At 58.0% G+C, this 18,033-nt stretch carries 14 protein-coding genes; 9 read left to right on the plus strand and 5 right to left on the minus strand.

Annotation, left to right across the window (positions count from 1 at the left end; genetic code table 11):
- Positions 1-89: 89 nt before the first annotated feature.
- The 4 genes from FIV05_RS15805 to FIV05_RS15820 form a co-directional block, all read right to left on the minus strand.
- Positions 90-818, minus strand: a complete 729-nt coding sequence (locus FIV05_RS15805) for a SprT family zinc-dependent metalloprotease (RefSeq protein WP_286202198.1) — start codon at positions 816-818, stop codon at positions 90-92.
- Position 819: 1 nt separating this feature from the next.
- The gene (locus FIV05_RS15810; protein WP_152510220.1) at positions 820-4,137 is read right to left on the minus strand and encodes an HsdR family type I site-specific deoxyribonuclease; all 3,318 of its coding nucleotides are present in this window, start codon (positions 4,135-4,137) and stop codon (positions 820-822) included.
- A 136-nt stretch (positions 4,138-4,273) separates the two neighbouring features.
- The gene (locus FIV05_RS15815) at positions 4,274-5,488 is read right to left on the minus strand and encodes a restriction endonuclease subunit S (protein WP_152510221.1); all 1,215 of its coding nucleotides are present in this window, start codon (positions 5,486-5,488) and stop codon (positions 4,274-4,276) included.
- Positions 5,485-6,999, minus strand: a complete 1,515-nt coding sequence (locus FIV05_RS15820) for a type I restriction-modification system subunit M (protein WP_152510222.1) — start codon at positions 6,997-6,999, stop codon at positions 5,485-5,487. The genes FIV05_RS15815 and FIV05_RS15820 overlap by 4 nt, the downstream gene beginning before the upstream one ends.
- 78 nt (positions 7,000-7,077) lie before the next feature.
- On the opposite strand from FIV05_RS15820, the gene FIV05_RS15825 reads away from it, so the two are divergent.
- The 6 genes from FIV05_RS15825 to FIV05_RS15850 all read left to right on the plus strand — a co-directional run bounded on the left by FIV05_RS15825 (position 7,078) and on the right by FIV05_RS15850 (position 13,785).
- Positions 7,078-7,650, plus strand: a complete 573-nt coding sequence (locus FIV05_RS15825; RefSeq protein ID WP_152510223.1) for a hypothetical protein — start codon at positions 7,078-7,080, stop codon at positions 7,648-7,650.
- Positions 7,651-7,720: 70 nt separating this feature from the next.
- The gene (locus tag FIV05_RS15830) at positions 7,721-8,773 is read left to right on the plus strand and encodes a hypothetical protein (RefSeq protein ID WP_152510224.1); all 1,053 of its coding nucleotides are present in this window, start codon (positions 7,721-7,723) and stop codon (positions 8,771-8,773) included.
- 413 nt (positions 8,774-9,186) lie between these two features.
- Positions 9,187-9,960 (plus strand): hydroxyethylthiazole kinase, encoded by a 774-nt coding sequence (locus FIV05_RS15835; protein ID WP_152510225.1) that lies wholly within the window; start codon positions 9,187-9,189, stop codon positions 9,958-9,960.
- Between the two features lie 36 nt (positions 9,961-9,996).
- Positions 9,997-10,803, plus strand: a complete 807-nt coding sequence (gene thiD / locus FIV05_RS15840; RefSeq protein ID WP_152510226.1) for a bifunctional hydroxymethylpyrimidine kinase/phosphomethylpyrimidine kinase — start codon at positions 9,997-9,999, stop codon at positions 10,801-10,803.
- 1 nt (position 10,804) lies between these two features.
- Positions 10,805-11,911 carry a TRAP transporter substrate-binding protein gene (locus tag FIV05_RS15845; RefSeq protein ID WP_152510227.1) on the plus strand — a complete coding sequence of 369 codons (1,107 nt, stop codon included), beginning with the start codon at positions 10,805-10,807 and terminating at the stop codon, positions 11,909-11,911.
- A gap of 668 nt (positions 11,912-12,579) precedes the next feature.
- On the plus strand, positions 12,580-13,785 hold the full coding sequence (locus FIV05_RS15850; protein WP_209009676.1) for an OmpP1/FadL family transporter: 1,206 nt from the start codon (positions 12,580-12,582) through the stop codon (positions 13,783-13,785).
- 68 nt (positions 13,786-13,853) lie between these two features.
- Here the strand turns inward: FIV05_RS15850 and FIV05_RS15855 are convergent, their stop codons facing one another.
- Complete coding sequence (locus FIV05_RS15855; protein ID WP_152510229.1) at positions 13,854-14,633, minus strand: SDR family oxidoreductase; 780 nt, start codon at positions 14,631-14,633, stop codon at positions 13,854-13,856.
- A gap of 269 nt (positions 14,634-14,902) precedes the next feature.
- Here FIV05_RS15855 and FIV05_RS15860 point away from each other — a divergent pair, with 269 nt between their 5' ends.
- The 3 genes from FIV05_RS15860 (at position 14,903) to FIV05_RS15870 (ending at position 17,976) form a co-directional block, all read left to right on the plus strand.
- Positions 14,903-15,706 (plus strand): UDP-2,3-diacylglucosamine diphosphatase, encoded by an 804-nt coding sequence (locus FIV05_RS15860; RefSeq protein WP_152510230.1) that lies wholly within the window; start codon positions 14,903-14,905, stop codon positions 15,704-15,706.
- Positions 15,703-16,752, plus strand: a complete 1,050-nt coding sequence (locus FIV05_RS15865; protein ID WP_023000649.1) for a glycosyltransferase family 1 protein — start codon at positions 15,703-15,705, stop codon at positions 16,750-16,752. Before FIV05_RS15860 ends, FIV05_RS15865 begins: the two co-directional genes overlap by 4 nt.
- Positions 16,753-16,950: 198 nt before the next feature.
- Positions 16,951-17,976: a threonine/serine dehydratase gene (locus tag FIV05_RS15870; protein ID WP_152510231.1), complete on the plus strand. Its 1,026-nt coding sequence runs from the start codon at positions 16,951-16,953 to the stop codon at positions 17,974-17,976.
- The last annotated feature ends 57 nt before the right edge of the window (positions 17,977-18,033 follow it).

The raw sequence follows: 18,033 nt of genomic DNA on the forward strand, positions 1-18,033 counted from the left end.
CCCAAATGTCAGGCTCTTGGAGCTTCTCAACTGTGTCGCTGAGAGCCTGACTCAAGGGGCTGACCTTCAAGCTCATGGTCGTTGATGCTTCACTCGTTCAGCAACACCTCGGCCATCCCGTCCAGCCGCCGCTTGTATTCTTGCCAGCGGGGCATGTGGCGGTCCAGGAGGGTATAGAAGCGGGGGCTGTGGTTGTGTTCGGCATGGTGGACCAGCTCGTGCAGGACGACATAGTCAATGCATTCACGCGGGGCCTTGATGAGGAAGGGGTTGAGGCGCACGGTGCCATCGGTGGAACAGCTGCCCCATCGCTTGTCGGTCTCGATCAGATGGAACGGGGGCACACTGTCGATCCACGGTAGGGCCTCTGAGACAGCGCTGAGGCGAGTCTTGAGGTAAGCCTGGGCCCTGACCTTGTACCAGCCTCTCAGACGCCCTCTGATGGCCTGTGGGTCCGTGTTCTCGGTCCTGACCTCCATAGTGCCACGGTAGAGCCTGACGGACCTCTCAGGCCTGGCGACAGGGATGACCTTCAGGACATGCCGCCGACCGAGATAGTGCACCTGCTCGCCGCTGACATAGGACCGGGGGAGGACATGGGTGAAGCGCTCACGGGCTTCCTGAACGTTCCGGTAGATCCAACCAGCCCGCTTGCCGACAGCTTCCTTGATGCGCTGGGCTTCCGTTCCCTCAGGGGCATCAACGACGACAGATCCGTCCTGTTCGACATGGATGGCAACCTTGCCCGAGCGCCCGGCCTTCGACCGCACAGTATAGGGAATGCGTTCGTCCCCGTAGGCAAGTACCCAGTCGCTCACGTCAGCTGTCTTCCCGCCCAGCGCCGCGTCTGACGATTTCGAGGACACGCGAGAGTATTCCTTCTGCCAGCTCCATACCGCCGCCATAGGCACTGAAGTAGCGCGGCAGCAGCTTTTGCCGTATCTCCTTCATGGCATTCTCCGGGTCAAGGGAGTGGGCGGCAATCGCGGACTGGACGACACCGTCGATGTGGATGGCTTCGTCGATCAGATGGTCTTCACCCTTCTCCCTAACAGTCCCCTCGGGAAGAGCCTGCAGGAGAGCCCCAAAGTATGCTCTGTGGTGGCGGTTGTCGGCGATCCTGTCGGGAATACCCGGAGCCCGACCCTTTTTGACCTGCGCCTCCAGATCCTTCAGCAGGACATAATGCTTGTGCGGATGGTCGAAAAGATCCGCTGCTTCCCGAATGGCCTTCTTGAGCAGCTCGGAGAAGGCTGCCTGGGCATAGGGATCTTCAGCCAGGTCCTGTTCTATCGTCCGGGTCAGGCGCGACTTGATGAGATCGGCTTCTGTCCGTGTCTTCTCGTCACTCCAGCTTTTCGGGTCGTCGAGCGAGTAGCTTGCCTGCCCGTCTTCAGCGAACCCTGTGATGTCGATGACACCTTCGCTGCCTTTGACGCCGATGCCGATCACCTGCTTGTCGATCAGGTCGCGGATCTGCTTCTCATAGGCCGAGAAGTCGACTGTCTCCTGGCTTGCCTGCTTGGCCCAGATGCGCAGCTCGGAGAACCACCTGAGGTCGCTCTTGTAGGTCGCGATCTTCTTCTCGCCGACGGCGCTGTCCTCGAAGAAACTGCGGGTGGAGAGGGCAAGCTTCAGGCACATGCCGAACTCCGACAAGGCCGCGTAGAACTCGTCACGGACCTTCTGATGCCTGTCGAAGCTCTCTCCCGCCTCGTCGATCTCGACCTTGGGAACGAGGACACGGCGGAACTGCTCCATGTCCTGCCTGTTCTTCACATCCTTGAAGATCGCCCAGAGATTGCGATGGAGCACGGGCAGGCGTTTGTACTCGCTGGAGACGTTCTCGTAGAGGCCGACAAGATCGTCGATCTCGTAGCCGCCCTGGGTGCGCTCGGCGAGGTCCTGATAGGCGGTCAAGGAGGTGTCCAACTCCTTCAGGATGCCGCGATAGTCGATCAGGTAGCCGTATTTCTTGTCCTCGTGCAGGCGGTTCACCCGGGCGATGGCCTGCAGCAGATTGTGTTCCCTCAGGTACTTGTCGATAAAGAGGACCGTGTTACGCGGCTCGTCAAAGCCCGTCAGCAGCTTGTCGACAACAATGAGGATGTGCGGCCCACCATCGGTGCCGAAGTCCCTCAGGACGCCCTTCTCGTAGCCCTCGGCGCCTGCAGGATGTTTGGCGACCGTCTCGGCCCACCACTTCTGCACTTCCGGCGAGTTGGCTGCGCTGGTGTCCTCATGGCCCTCCCGCGTGTCGGGCGGTGAGATGATCACGGCACTTTCGACAAGACCCAGCGCATCGAGGGCCGTCTTGTAGCGGATCGCCGAGAGTTTGCTGTCCGTGGCGAGTTGCGCCTTGAGGCCAAGGTCCTTCCAATTGCGCGAGAAATCTTCGGCGATGTCGAGGGCAATGCAGGTGATGCGCTGGTCGGCCCCGTAGATCGTTCCCTTGGTGGAAAACTTCTTCTTGAGGTCCGCCCGCTGGTCGTCGCTGAGGTTGGCGGTCCGCGCCTCAAACCACGCATCGACAGCCCGATCATTGATCTCCAGCTCTGGCTGCCGCTCCTCATAGAGCAGTGGCGTCACCGTCTTGTCCTCGACCGCTCTTTGCATAGTGTAGGCATGGAGGATCGGGCCGAACTTGTTCTGGGTCTTGTCGTCCTTCAGGAGCGGCGTACCGGTGAAGGCGATGAAGGCGGCATTGGGCAAGGCCTTGCGCATGCGCTCATGGCTTTCCCCGCCATGGCTTCTGTGGCCCTCGTCCACCAGCACGATCAGGTCGGAGGAGTCGTTGTGGCACTCCGGATAGGACGCTGCTGAGGTGAACTTCTGCAGCAGCGTGAACATGATCCGTTCTGTACCGGAGCCAATCCTCTTGGCGAGGTCACGTCCGGACTGTGCCTTGGCCTTAGCGCCTTCCTTCTTGGTGGCCATGGCCGACCCGAAGGCTCCACCCGACATGAAGGTGTTGGCGAGCTGCCGCTCAAGGTCCGTCCTGTCGGTGATGACGATGGTGCGGCAGTTGGCAAGCTCGGAACGGAGCAGCAGGGCCTTCAGCAGGAAGACCATGGTGTAGGACTTGCCGGAGCCTGTCGTGTGCCAGATGACACCGCCTTCCCGGCCACCTGTCTTGTTACGCCGTTCCACCTGGGTTAGCATCGACTTGACGCCGAAGACCTGCTGGTAGCGGGCCGCGATCTTGCCGACCTTCTGGTCGAAGAGAAGGAAGTAGCGGATGAACTCCAGCAGCCTGTCAGGCCGCAGCAGACTGTTGATCAGCGTGTCCTGTTCCGTTGCCAGGATCGCCCGCGACCAGAGCTGCTCGAAGTAGTCCCGGATGTACTTGGGGCGCTGGGCGAAGAGCGTGTTCTTGGCTGCAGGTGAGAGAGGCGCATTGAGGATACCGGCTACGTCCTTCTCCGGGATCTCTTCCTCCCGCCATGCTGCCCAGAATTTCTTCGGTGTTTCCGTGGTGGCATAGCGCCCGGTCTCGCCGGAGATGGAGACCAGTAGCTGGGCATAGGCATAGAGCAGAGGGATGCCGCCGGTCTTCTGATTGCGAAGGTGCTGGGAGATGCCTTCGTCGACCGTGGGTTTCCCGGTCTTGCTGCTGACAGGCCGCTTGGCTTCGATCACCACGAGCGGCAGACCGTTGACGTAGAGCACGATGTCGGGCCTGTAAGTGCCCTGGGCTCCGTCCCGTTCGACACTCAGTTCCTCGGTCACTTCCAGCCGGTTGGCGGATGGGGTGTCGAAGTCGAGCAGCGGGATGGTGAAGGACTGGCGTTGACCGTCCGGCATGTGCTCGGTGACCGTGACACCATAGACCAGCAGCTTGTAGAGCTTCTCGTTGGCAGCTTTGAGGCCTTCGTTCAGACCGGTGTTGGAGACAGCCTTCAGGACCTGCTGAATGGACCCCGAGGAGAGACCATGGCTTGTTCCCCTGTAGGTGTAGCGATAGGTCTCCAGCCAGCTCCTGAGGGCATCCTCGAGCAGCGCCGAGCGTTCACCACCGCGCCGCTGAAGGCAGACTTCAGGAGAAACGTAGGTCCAGCCGAGTTTCATCAACAGCGCCAGCGCCGGGATCTTGGCCTGGGTTTCTTCGCTGGAGTTCGGTCGGTTGTGCTGGTTCATCTCAAGTCACTGGAAGTGCTGCAGGAGCCATCAAATCAATGACTTACTATCGAACGGATGCGTGTACGCTTGCAAGTTTAGTTTTGAAGGAACATACAACTGTAGTATCTGCTTTGTTGAACGACCCTAGGGATCGTCAGAAAGCGACCCGTCTCTTTCCTGTAAGCAGCTGCTGCATGAGAGCTCGTTTTTCTTCCTTCAGCTTTGCAAGTTGTTTTTTTCTACAATGCAGATCCCAATCGGAAAATTGAAGAATTTTGGCGATGGCCTTCTGCTCTTTCATCTCAATTTTGGGTACTAGAATATTTCCAACTATTGATGTGTTTAGGTTTTTTTGCGTGCCGGGTTGTCCGCCACTTGCCAGCCTTGGAGCGATGAGCTGAAGAAAATAATACAGAAATAGGGTATCGATTCGATCCGAAAGATTGCGAAACACAACAAAACCATCATGAATACACACAGGTATTCCAACTATTTTTGGCACCCCTATCGTCGCGCAAATAGACATGATCAGTTCACCTGGTTCAACAGAAACGCTTCGGGCAGCCCCTTCTTTCGAAAGATATTGTTCGGTTCTTGTGAGCCGTTCTGTCTCGGACGAAGTAACGTCACTAATTCGAACCCAACCGCGTCCCTGATCAGAGAACCATCGAGCATCCGTGATGGGCCGGGGTGAAGCTCCCCGACGTATGGTTATTCTGTCACCAAGTTTCGACATAGCCCACTCCCCCTCGAACCCCTTCAGTCGCCAGTTGCCGGTCAGCAGCTGCTGCATGAGCGCTTTCTTTTGGGCTTCGGCGTTGGCAAGCAACTTCGCAGTCGTCTCGATGGCCTCGTCCCACGTCGATAGGATCTCTGCGATCTTCTTCTGTTCGGGGAGAGGAGGAAGTGGAATTTGAAATGCTCTTGCAGTGGCAATAGAAAACTCAAGCCTTGTGGAACCGACTGTGGAGGCTTTCACGCTGCGCTGCGTATCAGGTGCTTGTAGTTGGAAAGCCAAGTAGTGTCGGTCAATTTTATCGTTAGGTCGTATGCGGGCAATTTCACGAGCGATGTTGCCTTCAAATCCATCGGGGACGACACCTACATTTCCGATAGTGCCTTTTACTGAAATGAGTACATCGCCGCCTTGTATTCGACTCCCAGTGTACTTCTTTTCAATTTCCGGTGCTGCGCGGTGCAGAGAGGCATTCGCAATGCGGTTGATATGTTTGATGGGAACAATAGGAACGCCACCGGGTGTATTCGGACCAATTTGTACCACTCCGTATCTGATTGGGGCGTCGGGGTCTGTAACTTCTTGCAGAGTTGTTAGGCTCCAATCGTCAGGGAGCTCTTTTGGTTCGTTCATCGCGAATATCCAAGCTCCATCAGGAATCCGTCCATTTTGGCCTCTAAATCCACCATCTCTGCCTTCAGTACTTCTCGCTCCTGACGAACAGCCATGAGGTCGATCTCTTCCTCCTCCTCGAAGGTATCGACGTATCGCGGGATGTTGAGGTTGAAGTCGTTCTCCCGGATCTCCTCAAGGTTTGCGAGATAAGCGTACTTGTAGACATTCTCCCGGTCATCGAAGGTAGCGAAGATCCTGTCGAGCTGCTCGTCCCCCAGCCGGTTCTGGTTGGTGCCCTCGATGTACTCCCGCGAGGCATCGATGAAGAGCACCTTGTCATCGGCCTTCTTCTTCCTGAGGATGAGGATCGCAGCGGGGATGCCGGTGCCAAAGAACAGTTTCTCGGGTAGGCCGATCACGGTATCCAGCAGGTTCTCCTCAACGAGTTGCTGACGGATCTTGCCCTCGGAAGAGCCCCGGAAGAGCACTCCGTGGGGCACGACGACAGCCATGCGTCCGCTCTTAGCCTTCAGCGTTTCCACCATGTGGGAGATGAAGGCATAGTCCCCCTTGGTCTTGGGCGGCAGGCCACGGTTGAACCGGCCGAAGGGATCGTTCGACGCCTTGTCGTAGCCCCACTTGTCGAGGCTGAAGGGAGGATTGGCGACGACCACGTCGAAGAGCCTCAGTTGATCGTCACGGGTGCGCAGCTTCGGGTTGGAGATCGTGTCGCCCCATTCGATCTGGTGATTGGTCTCGCCATGCAGGAACATGTTCATCTTGGCGAGCGCCCAGGTGGACCCGATGGCCTCCTGACCGAAGAGGGCATAGGGCGCCTTGCCGTTGGTCGACTTGATCTGACGAGCACACTTCAGGAGCAGGGAACCGGAGCCGCAGGTCGGATCGCAGATCTCGTCGCCTTCCTGGGGCTCCACCAGACGGGCCATTAGCATGGAAACCTCGGCAGGGGTGTAGAACTCTCCGGCCTTCTTGCCAGCTGTTGCGGCAAAACGGGAGATCAGGAACTCGTAGGCCCCACCGATGATGTCCAGAGTGCCCACCCTTGAAGGCCTCATGTCCAGGGTCGGCTTGGCGTAGTCCTCCATCAGGTGGCGCAGGATGTCGTTCTTCTGTTCTTCGTCGCCCAGCTTGTTGGCGTTGAATGAAATGTCCTGAAAGACATCCCTCAGCTTCGCCCCGTTGGCTTCTTCGATGGCGTGGAGCGCCCTGTCGATCCGCTCCCCGTTCCCGGCCTTGTGGCGCTGGGCATGAAGGGCATCGAAACTGGCCCCCTCGGGAAGCACGAACTGCTCGTCCTTCATCATCGCCGCGATCAGCTCCGGGTGGTCGCCGTGTTCCCGCCTGTAGCTCTCATAGTGGTCCTTCCAGACATCCGAGATGTACTTCAGGAAGAGCATGGTCAGGACATAGTCCTTGTAGATCGACGGATCGACCACCCCCCGAAAGGTGTCACACGCTGCCCATGCAGCCTTGTTGATCTGATCCTGAGATACTCTTTCGGCGGACATATGATTCCCGGTGGTTGTCTGAATTTGGGGTGACGTTAGCCGTGGGGAAGCAAGAGGGGAAGGGGGTGCCACGTCCATATGGACAACTGGGCATTTCTTCTCGTAGTTATGTTTTTAGGATATTGCCAGCGAGAATTGATTAGGGAGCTCATCGTGTCGGATTTCACTGTTGCTGAAAGTGCTGAGGAACAAGCTGAGTGGGAGCTCCAGATCGCCAAGTCCCGTTTCGAGCAGCTTTTCATTGCAACGTTCAGAGCCGTTACGCGTGGCGAGAACTCCTATGACGCTACCCAGGCTCTTGTCAGTTTCGTGGAACATGCAAAAGAGACAAAAGTCCCCGTCGCAAAAGTCGTCGATGAAGCGACCAAATCGCTATACGAGCGGTCGTTTGGAACAGAGCGATCGATGGCTTACGAGCGCGAGCAGCAAGAGATTGTCCATGATGCGCTCTTGGTCGCTGCAGAGTATTTCTCAACGGACAATATGGCACGTGCTCGTCTTTCAAAGCGTCAGGATGGTTTAGATCAGAGCATAGAAGCGCATGTCCATGGCAAGGAGCGCCGTTCGAGGGAGAACGGCCACAGCTATTTTGAGAAGTTGTTAGACGAAGCTGGAGGTCCGCTAAACTCCAGAGGCCGCAAAGGTCGGTGAACGTAGTTGGATTGTCGCTGCCTTCAAGAAAATCGAGCGCGGCAGTGCCAGAGGGTTTGGGAGGTGGGCTGTGACGAACCTGTTTGAAGTCGCTGCAGGTAAATTGAAGCCTGTCTCGAGGGCATCGCTCGCCACAGAAGGGCAGATTGAGACTTGGGTTGCCGAGAACCCTGAGATTCTTGGTCTGGATCTTCTGATCATTGGCCGCCAAGTCGGAATAGAAAACCGTGGCAGACTGGATCTTCTTGGTCTGGACGTTTCTGGTGACCTAGTTATCCTCGAGTTGAAGCGGGATAAGACTCCTAGGGAAATCGTTGCTCAGGTTCTGGATTATGCGAGCTGGGCCGTGATGCTAAATACCCGCGATGTGCATGATATTGCCAACGCCTATTTGGCAAAACCGTTACCGGCCGCGTTTCAAGACCGTTTTGACCGGAGCTTGCCGGAGACACTTAATGGCGATCATCAGCTTGTTATCATCGCGAGCGAACTCGATCCCACTACAACACGAATAGTTGAGTACCTCTATGATCGTCACGACGTCGGGATAAACACGGCGCTGTTTCGTGTCTTTCAAGACGGTGATCGGCAACTTCTCGCGACCGATTGGCATCTCGATCCGGAAGAGGTCGAGGAGCGTTCAGCTGCAAAGGTTAAAGCACCGTGGACAGGGTACTGGTATGTCAACGTCGGCGATGGTGAGCGCCGCTCATGGGAGGACATGCGCCGCTATGGCTTCATTTCCTCTGGTGGCGGGCGGTTCTATTCCGGGAAACTCAACCAGCTATCTGCCGGGGACAAGATCTTCGCCTACCAGAAAGGGCAAGGCTATGTGGGATATGGTGAGGTAGCGTCACCCTCTGTCATGGCGCGGGATTTCGAAACAATCGCTGGTAATCTTCTGTCCGTCGAACTGGTGCAGCCGGGTCTTGCCCGCGACAGGGACAACGAGGAACTCGCCGAGTATGCGGTCGGGGTGAACTGGATTAAAACATTCCCTTTGGCCCAAGCGAAGACATTCCGTGGCGTCTTTGCTAACCAGAACATTGCCTGCAAACTTAGGGATGCGGCGACGCTGGAGTTCTTGTCTGGTGTCTTTGGAAGTCCGCTCGATGCCAAATAAGCTTATCGGGCATGACTAGCAAATACCTCAACCGTGATGGGATCGGAATGCAGAAAAGTCCGATGTTGCAATGCGTGTCGCAGTCTTTGATTTTGTTCTTGGCGTATTCGTAAGGCAGTTGATCTTTGGAAGACGGGTTTCCTATGGTCAACAAATCAACTACGAAAGGCTCCAAAAGGAAGAAACTGTTTGCACCAGATGTTGACACTGTGTGTTGACACCATCCTTGTCGTTGGTTGAATAAGTTGCTGAAACTTATGAATAAAATCCCTTGCCCTTTGCTATGTAGGTTCATTGAACCTGATCCGGCTGATACCGGCGGAGGGATTTGAGATCATGATGCACACACCACTCCCTTCAACACGTCCTTTCCGGAATACCGGCAACGGGCTTTCTGTCGCAGGAGAGCCGTCATGAGCCTTTCCGTTGCTGCTTCCACGCAAGCCCTGAGCGCCGAACAAGTCTTCACCCTTCTGGAAAGGGTGCGGCAGAAAACGCCGCGCGTTCACGCCATAACAAACGCGGTCGCCCAGAGTTTCACCGCCAATGTGCTGCTTGCGCTCGGGGCGGTTCCTTCCATGACCATCGCGCGGGAGGAAGTTGCCGCCTTTGCCGGTGGGGCTGATGCACTGCTGGTGAACCTCGGCACCCTTGACGAGGAACGCCGTGCAGCCATTCCGCTAGCGATCGAAGCTGCCAGGACTGCCGGACGTCCGGTTTGTGTCGATCCGGTCTTCGTCAACCGGTCACCCGTACGCTGCGCCTATGCGCGCGAATTGCTGGGCCTGAAGCCGGATCTGGTGCGGCTCAATCCGGAAGAACTCACCGCTCTCTTGCCGGAGCGGGCGGATGCTGATGCCTTGATCGAGGCCGGTACGGTTTTTGCCGTCACCGGCCCGGAAGACAGGGTCGAGAGCCGCGGCGAGGATTTCCTGCTGCGCAACGGCGATCCGCTGATGTCACGCGTGACGGCCACCGGCTGTGCCGGCGGTGCCGTTCTGGCAGCGTTCCTGAGCATCGAAAAGGACAGGGCGCTTGCAGCTGCTTGCGGATTGTCCGTCTTCAACATTGCCGGCGAAATCGCGGCCAGCCGGTCAGGCGGGCCAGGCAGTCTGGTGCCGGAGTTGCTCGACGCACTCTATTGCCTGACTGACCGCGACATTGAAGCCCGTTTGAAGACCGGCTGACGCAGGCTTTTCGGCATCTACTCCCAGGAGGTTCCCATGACCGCAATTGCGGTAACCATTGCAGGATCGGATTCCGGCGGCGGAGCCGGCATTCAGGCTGATCTCAAGACCTTTTCCGCAAATGGCGTCTTTGGTGCCAGTGTTATTGCAGCCCTGACGGCGCAGAACACGCTTGGCGTCAGCGCCATTCATGATGTGCCGCCAGAGTTCGTGCGGGCCCAGATGACAGCCGTCTATTCGGACCTTGCCGTCAAGGCGACCAAGATCGGCATGCTGTCGCGTGTCGATACGATCGAGGTGGTAGCTGAAGGGCTTCGGGCACATGAGACAGGTCCGGTCGTGCTTGACCCGGTGATGGTGGCTGCCTCCGGTGACCCGTTGCTTGCGGACAGTGCGGTCGACACGCTGATTGCCTTGCTGCTGCCGCTGGCCGATATTGTTACCCCGAACCTGCATGAAGCTGCCCGCATGTTGCAAGGCAACGTTGCCGCGGACGAACCGCAAATGCAGGCGCAGGCAGAACGTCTGCTCGGTCTTGGAGCCAATGCGGTTCTGCTCAAGGGCGGGCACGGGTCTGGTGCGAAGAGCGCCGACCTGCTTCTGGATCGAAACGGCAATGCGGTCTGGCTCAGGTCAGAGCGGATCAAGACCGACAACACGCATGGCACCGGTTGCACCCTGTCATCCGCGATTGCCTCGGGTCTTGCCAAGGGGCAGGACATGGAAGCAGCCGTCAGGTCCGCCAAGTCCTATATTCAGGCCGCCATCGCCGCTGCCGACACGCTTCACATCGGCAGTGGTCACGGGCCAGTCCATCATTTCCACGCGTTCTGGAGCAAGTGAGATGACCGATCAGCCAAAGACCGAAACCGGACGGATCAGCCGTCGCGGACTTCTGGGGGCTTCCGCCGCCGCCGGTGCAAGCGCATTGGCCGCCCCGGCGGTGGCGCAGGAGCAGGCGACGCTGGAATGGAAGATGGTCACGTCCTGGCCAAAGAACCTGCCGGGGCCCGGGGTCACGGCACAGCGCATTGCCGACAGGATCGAGCTGATGTCCGGCGGCCGCCTGCGCGTTCGGCTTTATGCTGCCGGGGAACTGGTGCCGGCTCTGGGCGTGTTCGAGGCCGTTTCAGCGGGGACGGCGCAGATGGCGCATACAGCCTCGTTTTTCTGGCAGGGAAAGATCCCTGCTTCTGTCTATTTCACGGCGATCCCTTTTGGTTTGCTGCCGCATGAGCATATCACCTGGATTGAGCAGGGGGGCGGTCAGGCGCTCTGGGATGAGCTTTATGCCCCGTTCGGACTAAGGCCCGTTATGGCCGGTAACACCGGCGTTCAGATGGGGGGCTGGTTCAAGCGCGAAATCAACACTCTTGACGATCTCAAGGGGCTGAAGATCCGCATGCCGGGCCTTGGCGGCGAAGTGATGCACCGGCTTGGGGCGACGCCTGTCAGCCTGCCGCCTGCAGAGTTGTTCCAGGCGTTGGACAGCGGCGTGCTGGACGCCACCGAATTCCTGGGTCCCTGGTCGGACAGGGCAATGGGGTTCCAGAAGGCAGCAAAGTCCTACTACACGCCGGGGTTCCATGAACCCAACGGCACCGGTGAAGCGCTTTTCAACATGGTGGCGCTGGAAGGCCTGCCGGAAGACCTTGGCGCCATTGTTCTGGAGGCCTGCAAGGCAGAAAACGGCCGCTCGCTAGCAGAAAGCGATTGGGAGAATGCAGGCGCACTGAAGCTCCTGCAGGAAGAGGACGGCGTTACCGTCCGTCCTTATCCGGACGACGTTCTGGATGCGTTGCGGGAGACTTCGGCAGTCGTGCTGTCCGAGTTCGCGAGCAAGGATGCGCTTAGCCAGAGGATCTACGACAGTCATATGGCTGCGCGGGCGCGCCTTGCCCCCTGGAGTGACGTTGCCATGCGCCGCTTCCTCGAAGCTCGCGACAGCTAGGCTTGCCGCTTGAGGCTGTAAGCAAGGAATGGAGTGCGGCCCTGGACCGTCTCTTTCTGCGAGCCGGTGCAACCCACCGGTTCGCAGCTTGCAACCTGCCTTGCCGGAAGAGCGGTAATTGACCTGGCGGTAGCGCGTCGCCTGCTGACAAACATCCTGACAAAAATTCAATTTCGAATGGAAAGGCTACCGTGCAATGGTGTGCCGACACGGTTTCCGTTAGGAAAGGTGATTGGCGTTTTTACCAAGTAATATCAAGGGACTTGTCCTACAAAAGATCCACATTCCGTCACGAAACCTGTGGCAAAGCCGCAACGATTCACTGTTAAATTACGTTATCGGAAACTGACATTTCGAGTGCCTTTTTTTTAGGCAAATGTCTGAAAGTGTGTCGGTGTGATGACGAACAGACTCTGAACCTGTCGTTTTTGAAGTGTTTTGAATGTCTACGCAGCAATACCTACCAGAAAAGCCGCGCATTTCGCATTGCAGCATGAAAAAACGACCGCATAACTGACGTAAATATTCAGTTGAAACGGACGGCATTCTCCTAAAACCCTGTCTCAGGTTGTCATCAAGCATCCGGTGGCTAGGGGATGGGAGGAAACTCAATGCCGTGGGTAAACAAGAAATCAGTTCTACTTGCTTCTACAGCTGTAGCTCTATCAATGGTTGCAAGCTCTGCATTTGCAGGTGCTTTTGCACTTAGAGAACAGAGCTCGTACTTTCAGGGTATGTCTTTTGCCGGGTATGGTACGTCCGGCGGTTCGATCTCTTCGATGTACTGGAACCCGGCGTCGCTTATCGGCGCTCAGCAGGGCCTCACCATCGAAGCGCACAATACGGGGCTCTTTCCAAGTTCGGATATCAACGGCACGCTGTCCGGCGGGTTCCTCGGTACGTCTTCGATCGGCAGTGGCGACATTGCTTCCGACGCATTCATTCCCGCTTCCTATGCAGCTTACCGGCTGAATGAAAAGCTGATCTTCGGTGTCGGTATCAACGCACCCTTCGGCCTGTCGACAAAACCGGAGCAGAACTGGGCGGCCCAGTTCTATTCCCGTTCGTCTTCCGTGTTCTCGTTGAACGTCAATCCGACGGTTGCGCTTCAGATCAACGACATGTTCGCGATCGCGATCGGTGTTCAGGCGCAATATCTGGACGTGTCGCTGAAATCCGCCGACGCCACTTCCGGAGCGGGCTTCCCCCGTTCGAACCAGATCTCTGGTGATGACATCGGTTTCGGTGTGACGGCTGGTCTGACGGTGCGACCGTTCGAGGGGACGGAAATCGGTCTCGGGTATCGCTCCGGTGTCGGTCACGATCTCGACGGCGACCTGTTCGCCGGTGGTGTCACGACGGCGATCGGCCTGGGTGTCGTTACGCCGGACATGATCAACCTTTCCGCAAAACAGAAGGTGACCGACAAGATCCGCGTTCTTGGAACGGTGGAATGGACCAACTGGAGCCGGCTGAAGTCACCCCGTGCGATCAACGATGCGACCGGCGCAGAGGCCACCGTCCTGCATTTCAACTATGACGACGGCTGGTTCTTCTCCCTTGGCGGTGAATACGACTTCAACGAGAAGCTTACCTTCCGCGGTGGTGTCGGCTACGAAATCTCGCCGATCGACGAAGACATCCGCTCCACGCGTCTGCCGGACAATAACCGCTGGTGGCTGTCTGCCGGTGCCAGCTACACCTTCAACGAGCACCTGGCGTTCGATGTCGGTTACACGCACATCATTCCGGAATCGACCGATATCAACATCGATTCCAGTCACCAGGACTACAACGCGGTATTCGGTACCTATTCGGGGGATGTCGACAGCAGCGTCAACATCATTTCCGCCGCGCTGCGCTACAAGTTCTGATCAGAAAGATCAGCCGTTCAGGAAAGGCCGGGGCATATGCTCCGGCCTTTCTTCATGCCACAGGCGGCTCAAAACGCCGCCGGATAGAGCCCGCCATCCATCAGGATGTTCTGGCCGGTGATGTAGCCGGCGTGGCGGGAGCACAGGAAAGCGCAGGTCTGACCGAATTCCTCGGCTGAACCGAAACGTCTTGCCGGAATTTCCGCCGCCTGTGCCGCCCGGACATCCTCGATGCTTTTACCTGACTGCTGCGCGACGCGCTCGAAGCCGCCTTTCAGACGATCGGTGTCCATCTTGCCGGGCAGCAAGTTGTTGACCGTCACGCCGTGGGGGGCAAGCTGGCGGCAGACGCCGGCCAGGAATGCCGTGAGCCCCGCCCGAGCACCGCTGGACAGATCGAGCCCTTCGATCGGCATCTTTACCGAAAGCGAAGTGATGTTGACGATGCGGCCGAAACCGCGCTCCTTCATGCCGGGAACAACCGCCTGGATCAGCTCGATGGGGGTGACGAAATTCTGCACCACACCTTCCATCAGCGCCGCACGGTCCAGCTCGGAATAGTCGCGCCGGGGCGGGCCACCATTGTTGTTGACCAGAATGTCCGGATCCGGGCAGGCCGCCAGAAGCGCTTCTTGTCCCTCCCGTGTGGAAACATCCGCTGCGATGGCGGCAACGCTCACGCCGAAGCGGTTCTGCAGCAGGGTGCGGGTTTCTTCCAGAACCGTTTCGTTACGTCCGTTCAGGACGATGTCGCAGCCTGCTTCCGCCAGCGCTTCGGCGCAGCCCTTGCCGAGGCCGCGGCTTGACGCACAGATGATTGCCTTTTTGCCCTTGAGGCCGAGGTCCATGAACGTTCTCCTTGATGCAGGTTGGACATGCTTTGTGGCTGGCAAAACCCGATGCTGTCAAATGCCGTCAGGGACATATGGAGCCGGTCAGCATCCGGCAAGATGTTCGTGAAGCAACGGAATGAAGTGAGGGAGGCCAATACCCGATCCGTGCCGGTGTTAATCATTAAGCTGGAAAACAAACAGGCCCGGGGAAGTCACGCCGTTTGTCATAATAGTGATACTTGAATCGCGTCTATAGCGCTCCAAAGGGAATTTGGAGAAGTGCTATGTCTACCGCTGAGGCATCGCGGCATTACCGGGCCTTGTTTATTTCCGACGTCCATCTTGGCACGCGCGGTTGTCAGGCGGAGATGCTGCTGGACTTTCTGAAGGACAATGAAGCCGAGACCATCTATCTGGTCGGCGACATTGCCGATGGCTGGCGTCTGCGGCGGTCCTGGTACTGGCCACAGCTTCACAACGACGTGGTGCAGAAGATCCTGCGCAAGGGGCGCAAGGGAGCCCGGGTCATCTATATTCCGGGAAATCACGACGAGTTTCTGCGCAGCTTCCTCGGTACGCATTTCGGCGGCGTCGAAGTGACCGACAGCATCATTCACGAAGCTGCCAACGGCAAACGCTACCTGGTCATTCATGGTGACCAGTTCGACGTGGTGATCCGCCATGCCAAGTGGCTGGCCTTCTTTGGCGACAAGGCCTATGTGACCGCGCTCGGCGTCAACACCTGGCTCAATGTGGTCCGGCGCCGACTCGGCCTGACCTACTGGTCACTGTCCGCCTGGGCCAAGTTGAAGGTCAAGAACGCGGTCAGCTTTATCGGACGTTTCGAAGAAGCCCTGTCCGACGAGGCGCGCCGGCAGGGCGTCGATGGCGTCATTTGTGGTCATATTCACCACGCCGCGGACCGTGATATGAACGGCATTCACTACATCAACACGGGTGACTGGGTGGAAAGCTGCACTGCGGTTGCCGAGCACCACGATGGAACATTTGAGGTGATCCGATGGGTGGACCGTACCCAGGAGGAGGCCGTGCCGGCGAACGCCAAGGAAGCACCGGTCGCCGCATGAGTTCCATTCTGATTGTGACGGATGCCTGGCATCCCCAGATAAACGGTGTGGTTCGCTCGCTTGAGCGCACGGCCGAAGAACTCGAGAAGATCGGTGTGCGGGTGGAATTCCTGACCCCTCAGGAATTCACGACGCTGCCGTGTCCGACCTATCCGGAAATTCGCCTGTCGTTGACCCATCGCGGCATCGTGCGCCGGAAGATCGAGGATTACGGCTGCGAGCATCTGCACATTGCAACGGAAGGCCCGCTCGGGCTTCTGGCGGCAAGCGTCGCCAAGAAGGCTGGGCGTCCGTTCACCACGAGTTACCACACCCGGTTTCCAGAATATGTTTCAGCCCGGCTGCCGGTTCCGCTGACTTGGTCCTACAGCTGGCTGCGCCGGTTTCACAATTCCGGCTGCGGCTGCATGGTCGCAACACGGTCGCTGGAGCAGGATCTGCGTGACCGTGGTTTTACCAATCTGATGCGCTGGTCGCGCGGCGTGGATGAGCAGCAGTTCAAGCCTTACGAGGGCTCCGTTCTGCCAGCCGACCTGCCGCGTCCGGTGTTCATGTATGTCGGCCGGGTCGCAATCGAAAAGAACATCAAGGCGTTTCTGGATCTCGACCTGCCGGGATCGAAAGTGGTGGTCGGTGGTGGCCCGCAGCTCGACAGTCTGCGCCGGGAGTACCCGGGGGTGCATTTTACCGGTTCCAAGGTGGGCGAAGATCTCGCAAGGCATTATTCCGACGCGGATGTCTTCGTGTTTCCCTCACTCACCGACACCTTCGGCAACGTTATGCTTGAGGCCCTGGCCTGCGGCGTGCCGGTTGCCGCTTTCCCGGTAATGGGCCCGCTCGACGTCATCAGCGATACGGGGGCGGGTGTCTTGTCGGAAGATCTGCGCGAAGCGGCTGAAGCCGCGCTGGATATCCCACGCGAACATTGCCGCACGATTGCCATGAACTACACCTGGGCGGCCAGCGCACGTCAGTTCCTGGACAATTGCATTGAAGCCCAGGACATACACAACGCCCGTTCGACGCAGGGAAAAGCCGCCGAATAAGACGGCTGCCCTGATGTGCGATGACGCTGCGCAGTGCGGCAAACGAAATTGACACCAAGACAAGTTCCCGCTGGAACTGCCCGCTTTCCTGTGAAAACACTTGCATCGAGACCCGGCCCTGAAAGGGGCCAAAGCATTGCCTTGTGCGCTTCTGCGGCAGGCCTCCGAGCAGTTGTTTGACGTTTAGAGCGAGTTCCGATGACGAATATGCAATCGCTGCCTGTGTCTGAAGCAGGTTCGAAATTGGCTGGTAAAACCGTTTCCATAGAGGATGTTGAAGCCGCAGCGGAGAGGATCCGAAGCGAGGCGCTGGTGACACCGCTTCTGAGGCATCCGTTGCTGGATGAGGTAACCGGGGCAACTGTCGTCGTGAAACCGGAAAACCTGCAACGTAGCGGCTCGTTCAAGTTTCGCGGTGCCTTCAACCGCCTCAGCCTCATCCCGCTGGCAGACCGACCCAGGGGCGTTGTGGCCTGTTCGTCCGGAAACCACGCACAGGGCGTTGCTGCAAGCGCGCAGCTGCTCGGTATGCCCGCAACCATCGTCATGCCGTCCGACGCTCCAAGGATCAAGCTGGAGCGCACACGCGGTTACGGGGCGACCGTCATCACTTACGATCGTGAGACCGAAGACCGTGACGCGATTGCAGGCGACCTGTGCTCCAAGTCAGGAGCGACGTTTGTCCACCCCTACAATGATGTCGGTGTCATCGCAGGGCAGGGCACAGTCGGACTGGAGATGGCAGCCCAGGCAGCTGCGCTGGGCCTGCATCTGGACGATGTGCTCGCCTGTACCGGCGGTGGCGGATTGTCCAGCGGCATTGCCCTGGCGCTGGAAGAGAAGTCGCCCGGTACGGTCTTCCATACTGCTGAACCGGAACTGTTCGACGACTACAAGCGCTCGCTTGAAGCCGGTGAGAGGCTCTCCAATGCCGTAAAGACCGGCTCTGTCTGCGATGCGCTCCTGTCCGAATCGCCGGGTGATATCGGCTTTTCAATTCTAAGCCGCGTTGCGGGCGAAGGCGTGACTGTCACGGACGAGGAAGCTCTGGCTGCCGTCGCCTTTGCGTTCACCGAACTGAAGCTCGTCGTTGAGCCCGGCGGAGCAGTTGCACTTGCAGCACTTTTGGCCGGAAAGCTGCCTTTCAAGGGCAAGACCGTCGGTATCGTTTTGACGGGCGGAAACATCGATCCACAAATGCTAAAGACTGCGCTGTCCCGTTAACGCGCCTTTAGGGGGCTACCCGCTAGAGCGGTTCCACAAGCATGACTTGCCGAAGTC

It is taken from the genome of Labrenzia sp. THAF191a, from assembly GCF_009363335.1.
Lineage (GTDB): Bacteria > Pseudomonadota > Alphaproteobacteria > Rhizobiales > Stappiaceae > Roseibium > Roseibium algicola.